The sequence below is a fragment of the Sorangium sp. So ce204 genome (genome assembly GCF_051526795.1).
GTDB lineage: Bacteria > Myxococcota_A > Polyangia > Polyangiales > Polyangiaceae > Sorangium > Sorangium cellulosum_B.
The window spans coordinates 8,990,926-9,008,295 of sequence record NZ_CP150317.1 but is presented as its reverse complement, the minus strand read 5'-3'; the positions used below and the strand labels follow the sequence as shown (position 1 = coordinate 9,008,295).

Here is a 17,370-nt window from a genome sequence, read left to right as displayed (position 1 = left end):
CTGAAGACGCTGAAGCTGAAGCTGAAGACCCCCATTAGGGGGCGAGAGGCCCTGCTTGACAGGTTTTCGCTAGCGTGAAATGGTTGGTGTTCGAAGCCGAAGGCCCGGAGCCGTCTCAAGGATTCCCGAGGTTATGCGAGCGATCGCTTCAGGAATGACGGACGTTGGTCTCCAACGCGACCACAACGAGGACAGCTACGCCGTCCTGTCGGAGTACGACCTGTTCATCGTCGCGGACGGCATGGGGGGCCACCGCGCGGGGGACGTAGCCAGCAAGCTGGCGACCGAGTCGATCGCCGACTTCTTCCGGTCCACGTCGCGGGAGGACGCCACCTGGCCATTCCACTTCGACACCAGCCTGTCGGAGGAGGAGAACCGGCTCCAGGCGGGCATCCGGGTCGCGAACCGCCAGATCTTCGAGCGCAGCATCCGGTCGCGCGACTGCGCCGGGATGGGCACGACGGTCGTGGGGGCGCTCTTCTCGAAGAAGAAGAACCGGATCTACGTCGGCCACGTCGGCGACAGCCGCGCGTACCGTGTCCGCAAGGGCTCGATCAGCCAGCTGACGCGCGATCACTCGCTGTTCAACGACTACATCATGGCGATGCCCGAGCTCACCGAGGAGCAGCGGGCCGAGCTTCCGCGCAACGTCATCACCCGCGCGCTCGGGATGCACGACAGCGTCTCCGTGGATCTGATCAGCGATGAGCCGCAGCCCGGCGATGTCTACCTGCTCTGCTCCGACGGCCTGAGCGGGATGCTCTCGGACGACCAGATCCTCCACATCGTGAGCTCGACCGAGGAGGTCCCGGAGATGTGCCGCCGCCTCATCGCCAAGGCGAACGAGAACGGCGGAGAGGACAACATCACGGCGCTCGTGATCCGGATCGACGAGCAGGACGACGTCGAGCTCCCGAACAGCGCGACGATCGGCCCGCCCGCCGACTCGCAGCAGGTCAGCATGGGCGATCGGTCGACGGTCCCGGCGGTGTCGGCCTCGCGCTCCGAGAAGAGCTGACGCGCGGGAAGAGCTGGCGCGCGGGGCGCCCCCCGCGCGCGCCCGCCTGTCAACAGCCAGCCGCCAGCGCCGCTCAGCCTCCGCAGCTGTCGAAGGCCAGGACGCCCAGCCTGAGCTGGCATGTCTCGCCTTCGTTCAGCATCGCCGGGCACTCGAAGCCGACCCAGATCTTGCCCGCGTCGACCCCCTGCTTGCCCTCGAACCAGAACTCACACGGGGCCGCCGTATCGGAGTAGAAGGTCTGGCCGCCCGTCCTCGCCGAGGAGAAGCTGATGCTGCCGGTGGCCGGCGCGTCGCGGGTCGCCGCGGGGGAGATGGCGTCGATCTTGACGTGGATCTCGGCCGCCTCGGCGGGGTTCTTGGCCATCGCCGAGACGGAGAAGGTGCCCGAGCCGGACACGGAGCAGTCGACCGAGGCGCTGTCCTCGCCGTCGGTGACCAGCCGGACCTTCTGGATGTCGGTCACCTCGCCGAGGGTCGCAATATGCCCCGGCGCGGCGCAGTCGATGCCCGGGTCGGCGAAGTTCATCTTGTATGCGCCGCGCGGGGTCGGCGGCTCCGCGCCGCTGCAGCCGAGGCCGAGGAGGGGGAGGAGGCCGAGCACGGGCACGAAGCTGAGGCGAGCGAGACGCATGGAAAGCTCCGGTGGTAGGTGGCGGCCCCGAGGCCGCTCTTCGCTTCTATCGTACTCGGGGGTCCGCGATCAAACGGCGGCAGCGCGCGCTCACGTGCCCGCCGCGCGCGCCTGCGCGTCGTCCAGCGCCTGGGCGACGTCGTTCCAGAGGTCCTCGGTGGCCTCCAGGCCCACCGAGAGCCGGAGGAGGCCGTCGGCGATGCCGAGCGCCTCCCTTGCCGCCGCGGGCACGGAGGCGTGGGTCATGAGGGCGGGGTGCTCGGCGAGCGACTCGACGCCGCCGAGGCTCTCGGCGCAGGCGAAGATCGCGAGCCGCTCGAGGAACCTCGAGGCGACGGGGAGGCCGCCGCGCACGACGAACGAGATCATCGCCCCGGGCGCGCGCATCTGCCGCGCGGCGAGCGCGTGGCCGGCGTGCGTGGGGAGGCCGGGGTAGTGCACCGCCTGGACGGCGGGGTGCCCGGCGAGCCTCCCGGCGATGAGCGCGGCCGACGCGCACTGCTGGCGCACGCGCACGCCGAGCGTCTTGATCCCGCGGAGCACGAGGTAGCAGTCGAACGGGCTCGGGACGGCGCCGATCGCGTTCTGCAGGAACCCGACCCGCTCCGCGAGCGCGTCCTCGGACGTGACGAGCGCGCCGCTGACGACGTCCGAGTGCCCGTTCAGGTACTTCGTGCTCGAGTGCGCCACGACGTGAGCGCCGAGGTCGAGCGGCCGCTGGAGCACCGGCGTGGCGAAGGTGTTGTCGACGACGAGCAGCGCCCCGTGCGCGCGCGCGATCTCGGCGAGCCCCGCGATGTCGAAGATCTTGAGCATCGGGTTCGTCGGGGTCTCGATCCAGATCATCCGCGTGGCCGGGGTGAGGGCCTTGCGGACGACGTCGAGGTCGCTCATGTCGACCGAGGTCGAGGCGAGGCCCATCGGCCGCATGACCTTGTCGAAGAGCCGGAAGGTGCCGCCGTAGACGTCATCGCCCGAGAGCACGTGATCTCCCGGGCGGAGCGTGTGGAGCAGGGTGGCGGTCGCCGCGGAGCCGCTGCCGAAGGCGAAGCCGTGGCGCCCCCCCTCGAGCGCGGCGATGCACTCCTCGAGCGCCTTGCGGGTGGGGTTGCCGCTGCGGGAGTACTCGAACCCCTTGTGGTGGCCCGGCCGCTCCTGAGCGAAGGTGCTCGAGAGGACGATCGGCGTCATGACCGCGCCGCTCGTCGGATCCGGCGGCTGTCCGGCGTGGATCGCGAGCGTGTCGAGGCCGAGCTTGTCGTGACCTAGGTGGGGCTTCATGCGGGCGAGACTTATCTCATGGGCCGCTTGCGTCCACGGTTTTGGCGCGCAGGAGGGCCGGGTCAGCGCGCTGACCCGGCGCCGCCCTCGGCCCGCGCAGCGGCCGCGTCGAACGCGTCGAGCAGCGCCCGCGCCGTCCCGACGCGGCGCTCCGGATCGCGATCGAGCGCGCGAGCGAGCGCTCGGCGCTGCCCCGGCGAGAGCGCGTCCGTGACGGAGAGCGGGTCGAGGCAGAGGCCGGATTCGCTGATCTCGACGAGCGCCGCGGCCTGCTCTCGCGCGCGCGTCAGGCTCGCGCCGGTCGCGAAGGAGACGAGGGTCGCCGCCATGGAGTAGACGTCGCCGCGCTGGGTCGGCGGGGATTCGCCGCGGGCGATCTCGGGGGCGACGAAGGGAACCGTGCCCCGGTCGGCTGTCTCGAGGTCCGGATCCATGCCGCGGAACCGCGCGGCGCCGAGGTCGACGAGGCCGATGTCGCCGAGCGGGCCCAGCAGCACGTGATCAGGGCCGAGATCGCCGTGAACGAAGCGGACCGGGCCTCCGGCGTCCTCGATCTCCTGGAGCTCGGCGAGCGTCTCGATCGCGCTCCTGACGACGTGGGTGATGAGCGACGCGGGCGGCGGCCGGCCGAGGCCGCGCCATCCGTCGAGCACGTCGCGGAGGGAGGTGCCCTCGCGCCGGCTCTCGAGGAGGAATGGGCCGTGGCGATCGGCGCCGACGCGCGCGAGCGCGGGCAGGGCGGGGTGGCGAACGAAGGAGAGGACCTTTGCCTCGCGGACCATGGCGGCCCGCCCCGCGTGCTCGTGGAGGACGCCGGGGACGAGGCGCTTGCACACCAGCGTGGGGCCGGGCTGCGAGCCTCCGAGCCGCACCAGCGCGACGTCGAACGTGGCGCCGGCGCCGAGGTGCTCGATCAGCCGGGTGCCGTCGGGAGCGGGGTAGGGCATGCCGGCCGCCTGTGGCCTCTCACGCGTCCGCGCGCTGCGCGGCGCAGAGCTCGTCGCACGCGCGAAGCCACGCCTGCGCCTCCTCCGCGCCGGCGCCGCCGCGCAGGGCGAGCGGCCACCGCGCGTCGCGCCAGCGCGCCGCAAACTCGGCCCAGCGCGCCGGCGCCTCCCGGCGCCCGGCCAGGGCGGCGCCCCTGTCATCGATGCTCTGGAACGGAAACACCGGCTTGCCGAGCCCGAACCGCGCCTGCACCCAGTGGACCACGCCGATGCGGAGCCCGTACCGGCAGCGGCGGCGCTCCTCGTCGACGCCCACCACCGGCGAGCTCCAGTCGAGGTGAATGTCGTCGAGCTCCGGCGGCCGCGGTTCGTGCTTGCCGACGCAGAGGTGGACCGCCTCGTGCTCCGGCCGGTGCACCTCGCGCCAGCTGTCCGCGTCGAGCGGCTCGCCGCCCCTGAAGAGCTCCGTCATGCTCGCCGCGAGCGAGCCGAGCAGCGCGCCGCGCTGGTGCTCGATCCCGCCGAGGATCGTGTCGCGCGCCACGCGGCGGCCGCCCGCTCCCGCGAAGTGGCGGTCGAGGCGCTCGCGCATGGCCGCCGGCTCCACGTAGACCGCTTTGAATCCGGCGCTCCCGCCGCACCAGACGTTGCGCAGATACCTGATCTGCATCCACAGGCCGAGCGTCGGGTCGATGCCGCGGATACGCTCGAAGATGCGCACAACGACGTTGACGCACGTCGGGCCGAGCCGGGTGAGCGCCTCGCCGAGGTCGCGCGGCTCGGGGGCGCCCCAGAACGCGTTGTCCAGGTTGAGCTCCGCCCCGGGGCAGCGCGCGAGCCGGTCGGCGAGGCTCCTCTCCAGCGCCTCGCGCAGCGGGCCCGGGAGCCCATCCAGGTGCGGGCCGGCCCCGGCGTCGAGTGAACCGGTCATGCGGACATCCTATCACGCCTGCCCGCGCGGCTCCGAGCGCGGCCACGGCCGCCTGTGGGATGACGGCGCACCTGCACGGGAGGAGGGCGGCGGCCAACTTTTCTCCGCATCCTGCGGCACATCACTGCGTTCAGCGCGAACGTGATAGAAGTCGTGGGCACCGGCATGGATCCCAAGATCTTGGAGATGCTCTTCATCGCCGTCAGCAACGGCGTCGCCCTCTTCATCGGCGCTTACCTGGCGCGGAGATCGGCGGATCTCAGCGCGGAGCGGCGGGCCGAGCACGAGGAGAGAGCGGAGCTCCAGAGACAGCGGCGAGAAGCGCTCTTGGAGCGACTGGCGCTCCAGCGGCGCGCGCTCGACGACTACGCGCGGATGATCGTCCGGTGGTCGTCGGTGCCCCCGTCCGGAGCGCCGCGGACGAAGGAGGAGGACCTCGCGGCGGACCAGGAGTCCATCGCGATGTACGCGCAGATGGCCAACGCGTACGGGAGTCGCCAGTTCGCCGAGCAGGCCGCCGCGACGCTGCACGCCGTGCGCGCCGGCCGGGGCAACGTCCAGGTGTTCCCGTTCGCCGTGCAGATCGCCTCCGCCTGCTACCAGGAGATGATCCGGGCGATCTCCGAGCTCGAGAAGGAGATCGGCCTGCCGGCGCCGCGGTCGCCCGCGCGGCCGTTCCTCCCGGACGAGGAGCTCGCGAAGGAGGCGACTCGGCTGTTCTCCAGGAACGTCGTGGAGCAGCGCTCCGGGATCGATCTCGGCATGGTCGACCAGATCCTGGAGCGCGTCAGGGTGAACCCGTCGCCCGAGGAGACGGACAGCCCCAGGTAGCGCTCACGCCGCCGGCTTCACTGGCTCCATCCCGCCCGGATGAGCGCGTAGAAGAGGAGGAGCCGGGGCACCCGGAACAGCACCATGGTCAGGAAGTAGCGCAGCGGGATCCGGTACAGCCCGGACAGGTAGCAGAGCATCGAGAAGGGGATCGGCGAGATGCTCCCGATCGCGATCGCCCAGTAGCCGTAACGCTCGAAGAGCCGGTCTATCCTGGGTCGCGTCCGCTCGATGCGCGCCGCGAAGAGGCGGATCTGCGCGAGGCGGCCGGCGAGGCGGTAACCCGTGCAGCCGCCGACGAGCGAGGCGGTCGAGATGGCGATCAGGGGCGCGACCTGCGAGCCACCCGAGGTGATCGCGGTCAGCATGTAGAACTGCGGCGGGATCGGGAACGAGAACGCGTCGGCGAGGAAGGTGCCGACGAACATCCCGGCGAGGCCGAAGCGGTCCACGAACCCGCGGCCGAGCGCGTCGAGCTGCTCGCGGGCGAGGTGCGCCGCGAGCGCGATCCCCGCGAAGAGCGCGGACAGGCTGAGCGCCAGCTGGGCGAGCGTGCGCCACAGATCTCGCCGGTCGCCGCGCGGGCGCGGCTCGCCCTGCCGAGGCGTCAGACCGCCTCCAGCCGGCGGCGCTGCAGCCGCTCGATGATCCGCCTGCTGCGGAGGGTGCTTTGAAATATCCGCGTCGCCTTCTCGAGGGCGTCGAGGAGCTTTTGCTCCGCGCCGTGCTTGTCGACATAGGCGAAGGGCCGGTGCGCGTTGATGACCTCGAACGAGTCCTTCTCGTCGTGATGCGCCGAATAGAAGATCACGGGCACTTCCGGCTGCACCTTGCGGATCTGGTCGCAGACCCAGAATCCCTCCAGCCCTGACATCCGCACATCGACGATCACCGCGCACGTGTCCTCGGTGAAGGCGGCGACCCCGTCCACGGCCGAGGAGCACACGACGAGGCGATATCGCTTCGAGAGGAGGGCGCCGAGCGGCTGCCAGATGCTCCTGTCCCCGTCGACCAGGAGCACGAGAGGGAGCCGCGTGGACTCGGGCTTCTCGCGATCCGGTCGCTCGGCTGGATCGGCCTCGAGCAGGGTGTCGGATTCCTTGGAGGGCATTCGTCGTCGATCGTGGAGGGCGCGTCAGGGCGCGCGATGACGCAATGTACCACGCCCGGCGCATCGAGCCAGCGCGGGGGTGCGGCAGCGGGAACGGGGATGACGAGATGACGTCGGCGCGGGGCCGAGGTCTTCGCGTCATCTCCGTCATCTCGTCATCCCCGTTCCCGCTGCCGCCGCGCGGTGGGCGGCGGCCAGGGATTCGTCTATGCTCTGCGCGGAGGCGTGGCCTCGTGGTGAGGCGCGCTGGCCTTCTGCAAAGCGCTGCTACCGTGCCGGGTCGCGCGCTCGCCTTCTTCTCGTGCGCTGGCGCGGGCTGCCGGTCGGCAGCGGGTCGCTCGCCGGGGAGAGTCTCCGTTCCACAACCGAGGTGAGCTGCCCATGAAGAACGCAGAACTCCGATCGATCCCGCTCGTCATCGCCGCCGTCCTCGGCCTCTTCGCCGCGGTGGCCGCGGGGTGCAAAGACGAAGAGATCCTGAACGCATGCAGCGAGCTCTGCAAGCACCGCATCCTCTGCGCGGAGGAGAACGACGCTCCGCCGCCGAGCAAGACCAGCTGCGAGACCGCGTGCCTCGGCCTCGAGGGGAATGACCTCGTGGAGCGAACCGAGGAGTGCGTGAGCGAGGCGTCCTGTGATTACGTCGCGTGCGCGGACCCTTGAGCGCGGCGCCTTCCCTTCCCGCGCGCGGGAAGGGAAGGCGAGGGCGCCTCGCCTCCCGGACGGAGGGCGCGATGAGGCGCGGCGCGATCAGGGCGCCGCGTCGCACTCGGGCGCGTCGCGGAGCGGGCCCGAGGCGCGCGGTCCGTCGAAGCGCAGGAGCTCGAGATCGACGAGATCGAGGCGCTTGAGCGTCAGATCCAGCGGGCCGACCGACACGCCCGCCACCGCCTCTGCGTAGGCCCGCACGCCGCCGTCGACCCGCGCGTCGTACGCGCAGTAGGGCGGCGCGGTCTCCGCCGTGACGCGCGCGTACGCCTGGACTCCGACGTTCGGGCCGACGATGCCGTACAGGCGCGCCCGGAGCTCCGCGCCGGCGCTCACCTTGCCGGACGCCGTGATCGGGCCGGGCGCGCCGATGAAGGCCGAGCCCGAGGCCGAGCCGGAGGGCTCCCAGATCGTGCTCCACGTGCCGTTCCTGTAGTCGACCCCGGCCTCGATCTCGGCGGTCGCCTGCGCCACGGCCTCCACCTCGGCGGCCGTGAAGGACAGCCCCAGATCCGCCTTCGCCCTCGGCACGACGTCCGTCGTGACGACGACGGGGACGGGGCCCACCCAGAAGGTCAGCGCCGGCAGCGGCAGGCTCGGGACGCCCCCGGCGAGCTCCAGGAGATCGACCGAGCAGCTCCCCGTGACCGTTCCGGTGCCCTGGAGCCTGGCGCTCACGTCGAGCTGGCCCGACGCGACGAGGCGGAGCTGCTTCAGCTCCGGCACCGGGTTGAGCTTGCCCCTCGGGCCGATGTGGACCTCGAGGTCGAGCGCCGGCGAGAGCTCGGCCGTGACGTCGAGCGCCGCCGTCCCGTGCGCGGTGACCCCGCACGACGCCGGGAGCGAGGCCGAGGAGAGATCGAGGAGCTTCATGGAGGCGCCGGACGAGATCTTCAGGGCCTCCGCCGCGCTCGCGATCTGCTCGCCGTCCTCCACGCCGAGATCGCGGGCGCGCGCGACGTGATCGTCGATGGCGCGCGCGTACTCGCGCGCGTCGTAGTGGACGTGGAAATGGCCCTCGGTGATGAACTCCGTCAGAGGAGCGGGCGTCGTCGCGAGCGCCACCCGCGTCGCGTCGATCGTGCGTACGCTCACGACGCGGGCGAGGTAGCCGCCTCCCTGCGTGCCGCCGAGCACGTCGCCCGCGGCGAAGGGCGTCATGCTGCCGTCATGGGTGATGACGAGCTCGTGGTCCCCGAGCGCCGCGGCGACGAACCCCGGCTCCTTCTCGGGCACACGAGCGCGCTCGGAGAGCGTGAGCGGGCGGACGACATCGACGGCGCCGGGGGCCGGCAACTCGGCAGGATCCGCGGCATCGCTCGAAGGATCCGCGGCGCACGCCGCGAGCTGAGGCGCGCTGATCGCGATGAACACGGCGGAGATGAGGCGCGCCGCCGACGCGCGGCTCCCGGGGAGAGTGGTCTTCATGCGCGCGGACGCTACGCGGGGATTGTGGCGAGTTGGTTACAAGAATGAGACTTGCTGTCTCCGGGAGAATGGGTAACGGCCCACCGCGGTGGATGGATATCCATGAATCGATGGCTCCGAGGCGCGAAGGGCGCTTGTCGAAGCGAGCGATTCGCGACGCCGCGCGAGCTCGTCCATGATGGGGTGTCCGAGCGCGCTCGTCCCTGCTCCTCACCGCCTTGCCTCGCCGCGCGCCCCCGGGCAGGCTTCGCCCTGGGCCAGCCCGCCGGGAAGCAGCGTCGCGCGACGTACGCCGACCTCGACGCCGTCCCGCGCCGAACAAGGTGGCGGAGCTCATCGGGGGCGTGCTCCACGTCATGCCCCGGCCGTCGCCGCGGCACGCGAACGCCGAGGGAGCCCTGCAAGGTGAGCTGTTCGGCCCATTCCACCGCGGTCGCGGCGGCCCGGGCGGGTGGTGGATCCTCCCCGAGCCCGAGCTGCACTTCCCCGACCCGGACGCGCCGGGCGAGATCGACGCGGCGGTCGTCCACCGCGACGCCGCGCGTGTCCGGGTCGCGCCCTTCGACGCCATCGAAATCGAGCTCGCCGTGCTCTGGGCAAGGTAGCCGGCAGCCCTCGCCAGCGGACCCAAGCCCCCCCCGGCTTCGTCCACCCGTCCAGCCCTCGGGTCGCCGCTTTCGCCAACGATTTCGGGCTGTTCTACCTGGGGTGAGTAACGGGAATCGAACCCGCGACAACTGGAGCCACAATCCAGTGCTCTACCAACTGAGCTATACCCACCGTTCTTCGCGGCCCGTTGGGCTGCGAAGGCCTGGCAGAATACTCAGCTCCGCGCAGAGTGCAATCACGGAAACGCACAGCGTGTCGCTCTTCGATGATCCCCGCCCCGGCTTCCCGCCCTGACCCCCCTCTAAGGAGGCGCCGGCCTCCTCCAGGCAGAGGACCCGGCGGCCCCGTTCACGCCTCGGCCCCCGTTGGTTTCCCGGCGCGCGCGCCGCCGGTCGCCTCGCTCAGAGCGTCGTCCACCGGCGCAGCGCGGCCCGGCGCGCCCGGTCCAGGTCCGCGCGGTGGCGGGTCGAGATCGGCGCGCGCTGCGCGGGCGGCGCCGGCGGCACCGACCCTCCAGCCGGGTCGTCCGCTGCCTCGCAGCCGGACGCCGCGAGCAGCGCCGCCGTGAGCGAGCTCTCGAGCGCGGTCAGGTCGTAGCCGCCCTCCAGGAAGATGGCGAGCCGCCCCCCCGCCTTCGCGGTCGCCATCGCCGCGAGCCGGCGGCCCATCGCCGCGTACGCGGCGCGCGACAGCTTCATCGCCGCCATCGGATCGCGCTCGTGCGCGTCGAACCCCGCCGAGACAAGGATCAGCTCGGGCGCATACTCGTCGAGCACCGGAAGGAGGAGCTCGTCGAACGCGGCCTCGTAGACCGCGTCCGTCGCGCCGTCGGACAGCGGCACGTTCACCGTGTAGCCGGCGCCGTCGCCTCCGCCGAGCTCGCTGGCGGCGCCGGTGCCGGGGTAGAACGGCCACTGGTGCAGCGAGCAGAACAGCACCCGCGGATCGTCCCAGAAGATGTCCTGCGTGCCGTTGCCGTGGTGCACGTCGAAGTCGACCACCGCGACCCGCGAGAGCCCGCTGCTCAGCGCCGCCCGCGCCGCCACGGCGACGTTGTTCAGGAGACAGAAGCCCATGCCGGCGTCGCGCGTGGCGTGGTGGCCGGGCGGACGGAGCAGCGCGACCCCGAGCCGGCCAGGGCCGGCGAGCACCGCGTCGACGAGCGCCACCGCGGCGCCCGCGCCGCGCCGCGCCGCCTCGACCGAGCGCGGGACCACGTACGTGTCGGGGTCGAGCGCCGCATAGTGGCCGCTGAGCCGGCCGAGCGACTCCAGGTACCGCGGGGCGTGCACCCGGGCGAGCTCTTCGTCGGTGGCGTCGCGCGACGCCACGTGCTCGAGCGCGAGGCCGGCCGCGGCGCAGCGCTCGATGGCGCGGCGGGCGGCTTCGAGGCGCTCCGGGCGCTCCGGGTGCGCGCCTCGCGAGCGATGTTGCTCGAACAGCGCGTCGTCGACGACGTAGAGGCGCGGGGCTTCGGAGTGCGGCTGATTCAAGTGCACCATGAGCTGGGTGGAGAGTTGTAGCAGCGCCGCAGCGGATGGTAGCTTGCCCTGAGCCCCGGAAAGAAGGAGTGGAGACGCAGGATGCGCGGAAAGATCATCGCAGTCTTCGCCGTGATTGTCCTCATGGTCGGAGGGCTTTTTTACGCCCTCACGCGCGCCTCCCTCGCGGAGATCGGGCGCCCCGGCGAGGCGCCGCGCGCGCTCGCGGCCGCCATGGCGCAGCTCCAGGTGGACGGGCTCGTGCTGGAGCGGTGGCTCGACTCCCACGCGAGCGACCCGAAGCTGCGCGAGCCGTTCAACGCAGGCACCGCCCCGGCCCGCGCCGAGGCGGCCACCAGCGCCGCCAACGCCATCCGGGAGGCGGTCGTCGCCTCGCCCGAGCTGGCCAGGACCCCGCCCTCCCTCGTGGTCCTGGTGGACACCAAGGGCGTGGTGCTCGGACGGAACGCCTCCGCGCTCATGCGCGGAGACGACCTCGGCGCCGTCTACCCGTCGCTCAAGCTCGCCATCGAGCAGGGGGTGACCGGCTCGGACGTGTGGGTCAGCCGGGCGCGCAACGAGCAGCTGCTCGCGTCCTACGCGCCCATCCGCAGCGACGCCGGGCAGATCATCGGCGCCGTCGCGGTGGGCACCGCGCTGAACGACGAGCGGCTGACCAACGCGAGCGAGCGCACGAGCGGGCGCGTCCTCGTCGTCGCGATGCAGTCGGGCGACGGGCTCGACGTGGTGGCGAAGTCGCGCGACGCCTCCCCGCAGCTGGTCGCGGCGCTCACGGCGTCGCCGGCGAAGGACGGCGCGTTGAAGGCGCTGCGCTCCGGTCAGACGGTCGACATCGGCGGGCTGTCCGGCGAGTACAGCGCCGTCGGGCACGCGCTCGACGGCTACGGCGACGGGCGGCGCGCGGTGCTGCTCAGCATCGCGCAGCTCCGGACGCCGGGGCTCGCGAGCGCGCTGCTCTGGCCGCTCCTCGGCGTCACCGCGCTCGGGCTCGTGCTCGTCGTGATCGCCGCGTATTTCCTGGACGCGTACATCTCGCAGCCGGTCTCCGAGATCGAGGACGGCCTGCTCGCGATCATGAACGGCCGGACCGACCTCCGGTTCCAGATCGAGCACGCCGAGCTCGGCGGGCTCGTGTTCCGCCTGAACTCGCTCCTGAACCAGCTGCTCGGGGTGCAGGAGGACGAGACCGACGCCGAGGGGCGCCCGTCGCGCGCGCCGACGTCGGCGTCCTTCCGGGACGCCCTCGAGGTCGACGAGCGGATGGCCGCGCTGTCCGCGGGCGAGATCCCGGCCGACGCCAAGGCGCTCCTCGAGGAGCCGGAGGACGCCTACTACGCGCGCATCTTCGCCGAGTACATCGCCGCGAAGAAGTCGCTCGGCGATCCGGTGGACCACATCACCCGCGACGCGTTCGTCGCCCGCCTCAAGGCGAGCGAGCAGGAGCTCGGGCGGAAGCACGGCAAGCCCATGCGCTACAAGATCGAGGTCCGCGGCAAGGAGGTCGTGCTCCTCGCCGTGCCGCTCGTCTGACGCGCGCGGCGCGAGAGCGCGCGAGCGGAGGGAGGCGCGGCGCCGCCCGCCGCTCGGCGGCACGCCGCGCCGCGTGTTTCAGTGCAGCACGGCGTCCGGGCCCTCGTGCAGCTCGACGCGCCCCGACGAGGGCTCGCGGCGAAGCGCGATCACGTCGGAGAGCTCGCAGCCCAGCGCGATCGCCGGCGAGGAGGTCGTGACGATCCACTGCACGTTGGGCAGCGCGGCGCGCAGGCGCGCGGCGAGCGATCGCTGGCGGTGCGCCGGCTGCTGCGCCTCGATGTCGTCGATCAGCACGACGCCCTCGGCGAGGCGCGGATCGCCGCCCGGGTGCGCGGACGCGAGCGCGCGGAGCGCGAGCGCGCCGAACGCGATGGTGTGCCGCGCGCTCCGCCCGAGATCGTCGAAGTCGACGCGCTGGCCGTCCGCGCGCTCGAAGATCGGCTCGAGCCGGAGCGGGTCGACGCCGGCGTACGTCACGCCGTGGCCGTCGAGCAGCGCCTCGAGCACCTCCTTGAGCGCGCGATCGAGCGCGCCGAGCCGCTCTGCCTGGGCGCCCGGCTGGCCGTCCGGCTGCGCGTCGGAGAGCGCCTCCGGCCGGCTCTTCCGGCCGTCGCGCGCGAGCGCCGCCGCGATCGGGACGAACGAGAGCACCTGCTTCGTCTCGCGGGTGAGGTCGGTGCGCGTCGCGTCGTCGAAGCTCGCGGCCGCGCGCACGTCGTAGCGGAGGATGCTGCGCTCGGGCGTCGTCAGCACGATCGCGCTGCGGGAGAACCAGCGCGCCCCCGAGAGCGCGACCAGGACGAAGCCCCCCTCGGCCGCGCGCCGCTCGAACAGCGACTGCTCCCTCCGCCGCAAGATCGCCGCGTCCTCGGGCTCGTCGAGGCGCGCGTTCGGGCTCGTGACCCGCAGCGGGTGCGCGCGCGCCGGGTCGTCCGTGCCGAGCATCCAGTCGGCGACGACGAGCGGCTGCGAGCCGTCGTCTCCGCGCGGCCTCGGCTGCGCGACCGCGTACCCGGGCCGGGTCGACGCGATCGCCGACAGGATCGAGGTCTTGCCCACGCCGTCGCCGCCGAAGAGGACCACGAGCCGGCGCGGCGCGCCGGCGGCGTCCTCGAGCGAGAGCGAGAGGTCCTCGAACGGGCCGAGATGGACGAGGCGGACGCGGGAGAGCAGCACGGCCCGCGAAGCTACCACCGCGCAGCGCGCGTGGAACGCCGCGATCGGCGTGGTGCGCGCGGGCGCTCCGGCGCACCCGGTGGCGCGTGGTGGCGCGTGGTGGCGCGGCGGCCTAGATTTGTCGTCCGGGGTCGTCACCGTGCTGCGCAAGCTGCCTCCGCCGGATTTCCGCTACGTGTGGCTCCACCCGGAGCCCGGCTCGACCAGCGCGCTCGCCGCGGCCGGGACCGCGGGGCTCGCGGGCGCCTCCGCGGCCGTCTGGAGCGCCGGGAGCCACGCGCTCTCGCTGGGGCTCATCGCGGTGGGGAGCGCGCTCGGCTTGCTCGCGCTGGTCCGGGCCGATCACCGCCCCCCGATCCAGCGCGGCGCCCGCGAGGTGACGATGGCCATCGTGCCCTGGGGGATCGTCGTCGACCCGGACACGGAGCCGCGGGTGCTGCGGTGGCCCGCCGTCAAGCAGGTGAGCGTGGACGTGTCGCACACGATGCGCGGAGGGACGCCGGCCATCGTGTCGAGCCTCGTGACGGTGCACACCGAGCGCGAGGTGCTGGCGGGCCGCGCCGCGGGCGCGGTGGACCTGGAGCGGCTCCTCGCCAACCTCGAGGGGTATGCGCAGGAGGCGTCGCGGCCCGTCGCCGCCGACGTCGAGGGGCAGACGGCGCTCGGCGACGGCGTGACCGAGCCGATCGCCGCGGCGCTGCTGCAAGCGGCGGACGGCATCTGCGCGACGAGCCGCGGCGACGCGCAGCTCGCGCTGCCGGTGGGCGGCTACCGCACGGCGGCGGCGCGCGCGGCGGCGCCCGAGACGATCGCGGCGCTGCGCTCGGCGCTGTCGTGGAGCTACGACTGCCCCGCCGATCCGCGGCCGCTGGCGGCGATCCTCGCGGGCGCGTTCGGGGCGGTGGAGCTCGTACCCGAGCTCCTGCGGCTCGCGAGCTCGCCGCACCCGGTGGTCGCCGCGTTCGGCAAGGCCGGCGCGCTCCGTCTGGGTGCGCCGCCGAACCGCGCTGGGTCGCTCGACGAGGTCGCGGCCTTCCTGTTCGAGGAGGACGTGGAGATCGGGAAGCGGTGGATCGCGTCGGGCCCGACACTTTGTTTGCGACCTTGGGCCCAGGCTTGCTAGCTAAAGGGGTCGGCAGCGCGTGCGCTGCGGTTCGAGCGGCCTGCGCGCGGAGGCCGTCGTTCCGCGGGGCTCCGTCCTCAGGGCGCGCTGCCGGCGGGTCGTCCAACGCGCCGGGTCGGCTATGAAACGGGCTCCGTCGCCACCGAAGCCGTCTTCAGAGGGAGCGCGCCGCCGGCTGGCCGTCGCGTGGGTCCTCGGCCTCTCGCTCGCCGCGTGCGCGGAGCACCACGCGGCCGGGCCGCCCCCGTCGCAGAGCACCGCGCGCGCCGCGCCGGCCGCGGCGCCGCCCGCGGGTCTCGCCCTCGTGCCGCCCGCGGGTCTCGCCCTCGCGCTGCCCGCGCCGCCCATGGTGGACGGCGCCTGGGTCGAGTCGGTGCGGCTCGAGCGCTGGGCCGAGGCGGCGGAGCGGCTCGACGCCCTGCCCATGGAGCAGCGCGCGCTGCCGCCGATGAAGTACGCGCGGGCGCGCGTCGCGTTCGAGCTCGGGGATCACGGCAAGGCGGTGGAGCTGCTGCATGGCCTGGAGCAGGGGCTGCCGCTCCTCTCCCGCGAGGTGGCGCGCTACCGGGCGGAGGCGGCGTTCGTGGTGGGGCCGTTCCTCGAGGCGGCGGCGTACTTCGAGCGCTCGGGCAGCGCGACCGGCCTCGCGCGCGCCGCGCTCGCCACCATGAAGGGCGGCGATCTCAAGCAGGCGCGCGCGCTCGCCGATCGGGCCGTGGCCGCGGCGCAGCGCGCGCGCAGGTCGCGCGACGAGGCCGCGGCGCGGATGGCGCGGGCGCGCGTCCAGCTCGGCGTGCGCGACGCCGCCGAGCGCCCGGGGGAGAAGGCGGCCGCGGCGGCGCTCGCGCAGGCCGACCTCCGGTGGATCGTGAAGAGCGCGCCGTCGTCGCCCGACGGGCGCGAGGCCGCGGCGCTCCTCGCCGCCTTGCCGGGGCAGCTCTCGAAGGAGGAGCGGCTCCAGAAGGTCGACGCCATGGTCGCCGGGGGCAGCGCGGCGGAGGCGATCGCCGAGCTCGACAAGATGTCGGGCGTGCCGGCGTCGGAGCTCCACCACCGCAGGGCCACGGCGCTCTACCGGGCGCGCGACTACGAGGCCGCGGCCGCGGCGTTCCTCAAGGTCGCCGCCGCGCCGTCGGCGCGCCAGGCCGAGCAGCTGCACCTCGCGGCGCGCTCGCTCTCGCGGCTCCGGCGCGAGGCGGAGGCGATCGAGCGGCACCTCGCCGTCGCGCGCAGGTTCCGGAAGACCCGCTGGGGGGAGCTCTCGAGCCTGCTCGCCGCGCGGCTCCTCATGCAGGTCGGGCGCTACGCGGAGGCCGTCGCGCAGTACGGCCGGTTCCTCGAGGCCTATCCGCGGAGCGATCGGCGCGGCGACGCGGCCTACGAGCGGGCGCTCGCGACGCTGTCGACGGGCGGCGCCGCGCGCGCGCGGCGGCCGCTGGAGCAGCTCGCGCGCGACGCGAGGCCGGCCGACGCGGCGCGGCTGCGCGAGCTCGCCGGGCTCGCGGCGCTGCGCGGCGGCGACCGTGACGGCGCGGTGCGGCTCTGGACGCAGGTGATGCGGGAGCAGCCGCTCTCGTGGGGCGCGCTGCTCTCGCGCTCGCGCCTCGCGGCGGTGGGCGCGCCCATGCCGCCGCTGCTCACCCCGGCGTCGCTCGGGGACGCCCGGGCGGTGGAGGTGAAGCTGCCGCCGGCCGCGGCGCTGCTCGCGTCGATGGGGCTCGACGGCGACGCGGAGAGCTACCTCGCCGAGAACGAGCGCGAGGTGACCGCGGCCTATGCGGGGCAGGAGAGCGAGGCGCTCTGCCGGATGTACGGCATGCTCTCGCCCGCGAAGCGCCGCTACCGCGTCGGCACGCAGGCGGTCTCCGCCGCGGCGCTCCAGCGCGCGCCCTCGCAGGCCGATCGCTGGACGTGGGAGTGCGTGTATCCGGAGCCGTACGCCGGCGAGGTGCGCGCGCTCGAGGCCCAGCACGGGCTGCCGAGGGGCCTCGTTCACGCGCTGATGCGCCAGGAGAGCGCGTTCGATCCTGTCGTGGTGAGCCCCGCGAGCGCGGTCGGGCTGATGCAGCTCATGCCGTCGACGGCCCAGAAGGCCGCGAGCGAGCTCTCGCTCGGCTTCGACCTCGGGCAGCTCAAGAGCGCGCCGCTCAACCTGCGCCTCGGCGGCTTCTACATCGGCAAGCTGCTCCGGACGTTCGAGGGCAGCCTGCCGCTCGCGACGGCGGCGTACAACGCCGGTCCGAAGGCCGTGTCGCACTGGCTCGGTGGGGGCATCGACCGGGACACCGACGTGTGGGTGGCGCGGATCCCCTACGAGGAGACGCGCACCTATGTGGGCCGCGTCCTCTCGAACCTGGCGCGGTATCAGTGGCTGGCCGGCGGGGATGCGGCCGTGGAGATGCTCCCGCTCACGCTCCCCGCGGACGCGCGCGCCCCGGCGGACGCGTACTGAGCGCGGTCGCCGGGGACGGCAGCGCAGGGGTTCCTCCTGCGCTGAAATTGCGCTGTGCGCTTGAACTCGCAGGCGGGTGCCTTCAC

Annotated in this window: 16 protein-coding genes and 1 tRNA gene; 7 read left to right on the top strand and 10 right to left on the bottom strand. The window is 73.4% G+C overall.

The features are described 5' to 3' along the window. The first annotated feature begins 154 nt into the window (after positions 1-154). The gene (locus WMF22_RS33605) at positions 155-1,018 is read left to right on the top strand and encodes a Stp1/IreP family PP2C-type Ser/Thr phosphatase (protein WP_437294039.1); all 864 of its coding nucleotides are present in this window, start codon (positions 155-157) and stop codon (positions 1,016-1,018) included. Between the two features lie 73 nt (positions 1,019-1,091). Here the strand turns inward: WMF22_RS33605 and WMF22_RS33600 are convergent, their stop codons facing one another. The 4 genes from WMF22_RS33600 to WMF22_RS33585 form a co-directional block, all read right to left on the bottom strand. Then, entirely contained in the window at positions 1,092-1,652 is a 561-nt protein-coding gene (locus WMF22_RS33600; protein ID WP_438032435.1) for a hypothetical protein, read from the bottom strand. A 90-nt stretch (positions 1,653-1,742) separates the two neighbouring features. Beyond that, the gene (locus tag WMF22_RS33595) at positions 1,743-2,933 is read right to left on the bottom strand and encodes a cystathionine gamma-synthase (protein WP_437294037.1); all 1,191 of its coding nucleotides are present in this window, start codon (positions 2,931-2,933) and stop codon (positions 1,743-1,745) included. 62 nt (positions 2,934-2,995) lie between these two features. Further along, complete coding sequence (locus tag WMF22_RS33590; protein WP_437294036.1) at positions 2,996-3,880, bottom strand: protein kinase domain-containing protein; 885 nt, start codon at positions 3,878-3,880, stop codon at positions 2,996-2,998. 19 nt (positions 3,881-3,899) lie between these two features. Further along, positions 3,900-4,811, bottom strand: coding sequence for a hypothetical protein (locus WMF22_RS33585; protein WP_438032434.1), 912 nt, complete (start codon positions 4,809-4,811; stop codon positions 3,900-3,902). Between the two features lie 165 nt (positions 4,812-4,976). Here WMF22_RS33585 and WMF22_RS33580 point away from each other — a divergent pair, with 165 nt between their 5' ends. Then, positions 4,977-5,642, top strand: coding sequence for a hypothetical protein (locus WMF22_RS33580; protein ID WP_437294034.1), 666 nt, complete (start codon positions 4,977-4,979; stop codon positions 5,640-5,642). Positions 5,643-5,659: 17 nt separating this feature from the next. Here WMF22_RS33580 and WMF22_RS33575 read toward each other — a convergent pair whose 3' ends face one another. Further along, a complete protein-coding gene (locus WMF22_RS33575; protein ID WP_438032433.1) occupies positions 5,660-6,094 on the bottom strand; it encodes a YqaA family protein in 435 nt (144 codons plus the stop codon). Positions 6,095-6,249: 155 nt separating this feature from the next. Next, on the bottom strand, positions 6,250-6,753 hold the full coding sequence (locus WMF22_RS33570; protein ID WP_437294032.1) for a response regulator: 504 nt from the start codon (positions 6,751-6,753) through the stop codon (positions 6,250-6,252). Positions 6,754-7,134: 381 nt separating this feature from the next. Here WMF22_RS33570 and WMF22_RS33565 point away from each other — a divergent pair, with 381 nt between their 5' ends. After that, entirely contained in the window at positions 7,135-7,416 is a 282-nt protein-coding gene (locus WMF22_RS33565) for a hypothetical protein (RefSeq protein ID WP_437294031.1), read from the top strand. A gap of 87 nt (positions 7,417-7,503) precedes the next feature. On the opposite strand, the gene WMF22_RS33560 is transcribed toward WMF22_RS33565, so the two are convergent. Beyond that, the gene (locus tag WMF22_RS33560) at positions 7,504-8,889 is read right to left on the bottom strand and encodes a hypothetical protein (protein ID WP_438032432.1); all 1,386 of its coding nucleotides are present in this window, start codon (positions 8,887-8,889) and stop codon (positions 7,504-7,506) included. Between the two features lie 323 nt (positions 8,890-9,212). Here WMF22_RS33560 and WMF22_RS33555 point away from each other — a divergent pair, with 323 nt between their 5' ends. Further along, positions 9,213-9,494, top strand: a complete 282-nt coding sequence (locus tag WMF22_RS33555; RefSeq protein ID WP_437294029.1) for a hypothetical protein — start codon at positions 9,213-9,215, stop codon at positions 9,492-9,494. Positions 9,495-9,593: 99 nt separating this feature from the next. On the opposite strand, the gene WMF22_RS33550 is transcribed toward WMF22_RS33555, so the two are convergent. Together WMF22_RS33550 and WMF22_RS33545 are read right to left on the bottom strand one after the other, a co-directional pair. Continuing rightward, a tRNA-His gene (locus WMF22_RS33550) sits at positions 9,594-9,669 on the bottom strand. A 230-nt stretch (positions 9,670-9,899) separates the two neighbouring features. After that, positions 9,900-11,000, bottom strand: a complete 1,101-nt coding sequence (locus WMF22_RS33545; RefSeq protein ID WP_437294028.1) for a histone deacetylase family protein — start codon at positions 10,998-11,000, stop codon at positions 9,900-9,902. An 81-nt stretch (positions 11,001-11,081) separates the two neighbouring features. On the opposite strand from WMF22_RS33545, the gene WMF22_RS33540 reads away from it, so the two are divergent. Continuing rightward, positions 11,082-12,530 carry an MXAN_5187 C-terminal domain-containing protein gene (locus WMF22_RS33540; RefSeq protein WP_438032431.1) on the top strand — a complete coding sequence of 483 codons (1,449 nt, stop codon included), beginning with the start codon at positions 11,082-11,084 and terminating at the stop codon, positions 12,528-12,530. Between the two features lie 78 nt (positions 12,531-12,608). Here the strand turns inward: WMF22_RS33540 and WMF22_RS33535 are convergent, their stop codons facing one another. Beyond that, positions 12,609-13,709, bottom strand: a complete 1,101-nt coding sequence (locus tag WMF22_RS33535; RefSeq protein WP_437294026.1) for a hypothetical protein — start codon at positions 13,707-13,709, stop codon at positions 12,609-12,611. Positions 13,710-13,827: 118 nt separating this feature from the next. Here WMF22_RS33535 and WMF22_RS33530 point away from each other — a divergent pair, with 118 nt between their 5' ends. Together WMF22_RS33530 and WMF22_RS33525 are read left to right on the top strand one after the other, a co-directional pair. Further along, positions 13,828-14,832, top strand: a complete 1,005-nt coding sequence (locus WMF22_RS33530) for a hypothetical protein (RefSeq protein WP_438032430.1) — start codon at positions 13,828-13,830, stop codon at positions 14,830-14,832. 121 nt (positions 14,833-14,953) lie between these two features. Further along, on the top strand, positions 14,954-17,284 hold the full coding sequence (locus WMF22_RS33525) for a transglycosylase SLT domain-containing protein (protein WP_437294024.1): 2,331 nt from the start codon (positions 14,954-14,956) through the stop codon (positions 17,282-17,284). The last annotated feature ends 86 nt before the right edge of the window (positions 17,285-17,370 follow it).

Bases quoted from the DNA above. Each gene is read 5' to 3' on its own strand.
- WMF22_RS33605 (WP_437294039.1), top strand. From the start codon at position 155: ATGACGGACGTTGGTCTCCAACGCGACCACAACGAGGACAGCTACGCC.
- WMF22_RS33600 (WP_438032435.1), bottom strand. From the start codon at position 1,652: ATGCGTCTCGCTCGCCTCAGCTTCGTGCCCGTGCTCGGCCTCCTCCCC.
- WMF22_RS33595 (WP_437294037.1), bottom strand. From the start codon at position 2,933: ATGAAGCCCCACCTAGGTCACGACAAGCTCGGCCTCGACACGCTCGCG.
- WMF22_RS33590 (WP_437294036.1), bottom strand. From the start codon at position 3,880: ATGCCCTACCCCGCTCCCGACGGCACCCGGCTGATCGAGCACCTCGGC.
- WMF22_RS33585 (WP_438032434.1), bottom strand. From the start codon at position 4,811: ATGACCGGTTCACTCGACGCCGGGGCCGGCCCGCACCTGGATGGGCTC.
- WMF22_RS33580 (WP_437294034.1), top strand. From the start codon at position 4,977: ATGGATCCCAAGATCTTGGAGATGCTCTTCATCGCCGTCAGCAACGGC.
- WMF22_RS33570 (WP_437294032.1), bottom strand. From the start codon at position 6,753: ATGCCCTCCAAGGAATCCGACACCCTGCTCGAGGCCGATCCAGCCGAG.
- WMF22_RS33565 (WP_437294031.1), top strand. From the start codon at position 7,135: ATGAAGAACGCAGAACTCCGATCGATCCCGCTCGTCATCGCCGCCGTC.
- WMF22_RS33560 (WP_438032432.1), bottom strand. From the start codon at position 8,889: ATGAAGACCACTCTCCCCGGGAGCCGCGCGTCGGCGGCGCGCCTCATC.
- WMF22_RS33545 (WP_437294028.1), bottom strand. From the start codon at position 11,000: ATGGTGCACTTGAATCAGCCGCACTCCGAAGCCCCGCGCCTCTACGTC.
- WMF22_RS33540 (WP_438032431.1), top strand. From the start codon at position 11,082: ATGCGCGGAAAGATCATCGCAGTCTTCGCCGTGATTGTCCTCATGGTC.
- WMF22_RS33525 (WP_437294024.1), top strand. From the start codon at position 14,954: ATGAAACGGGCTCCGTCGCCACCGAAGCCGTCTTCAGAGGGAGCGCGC.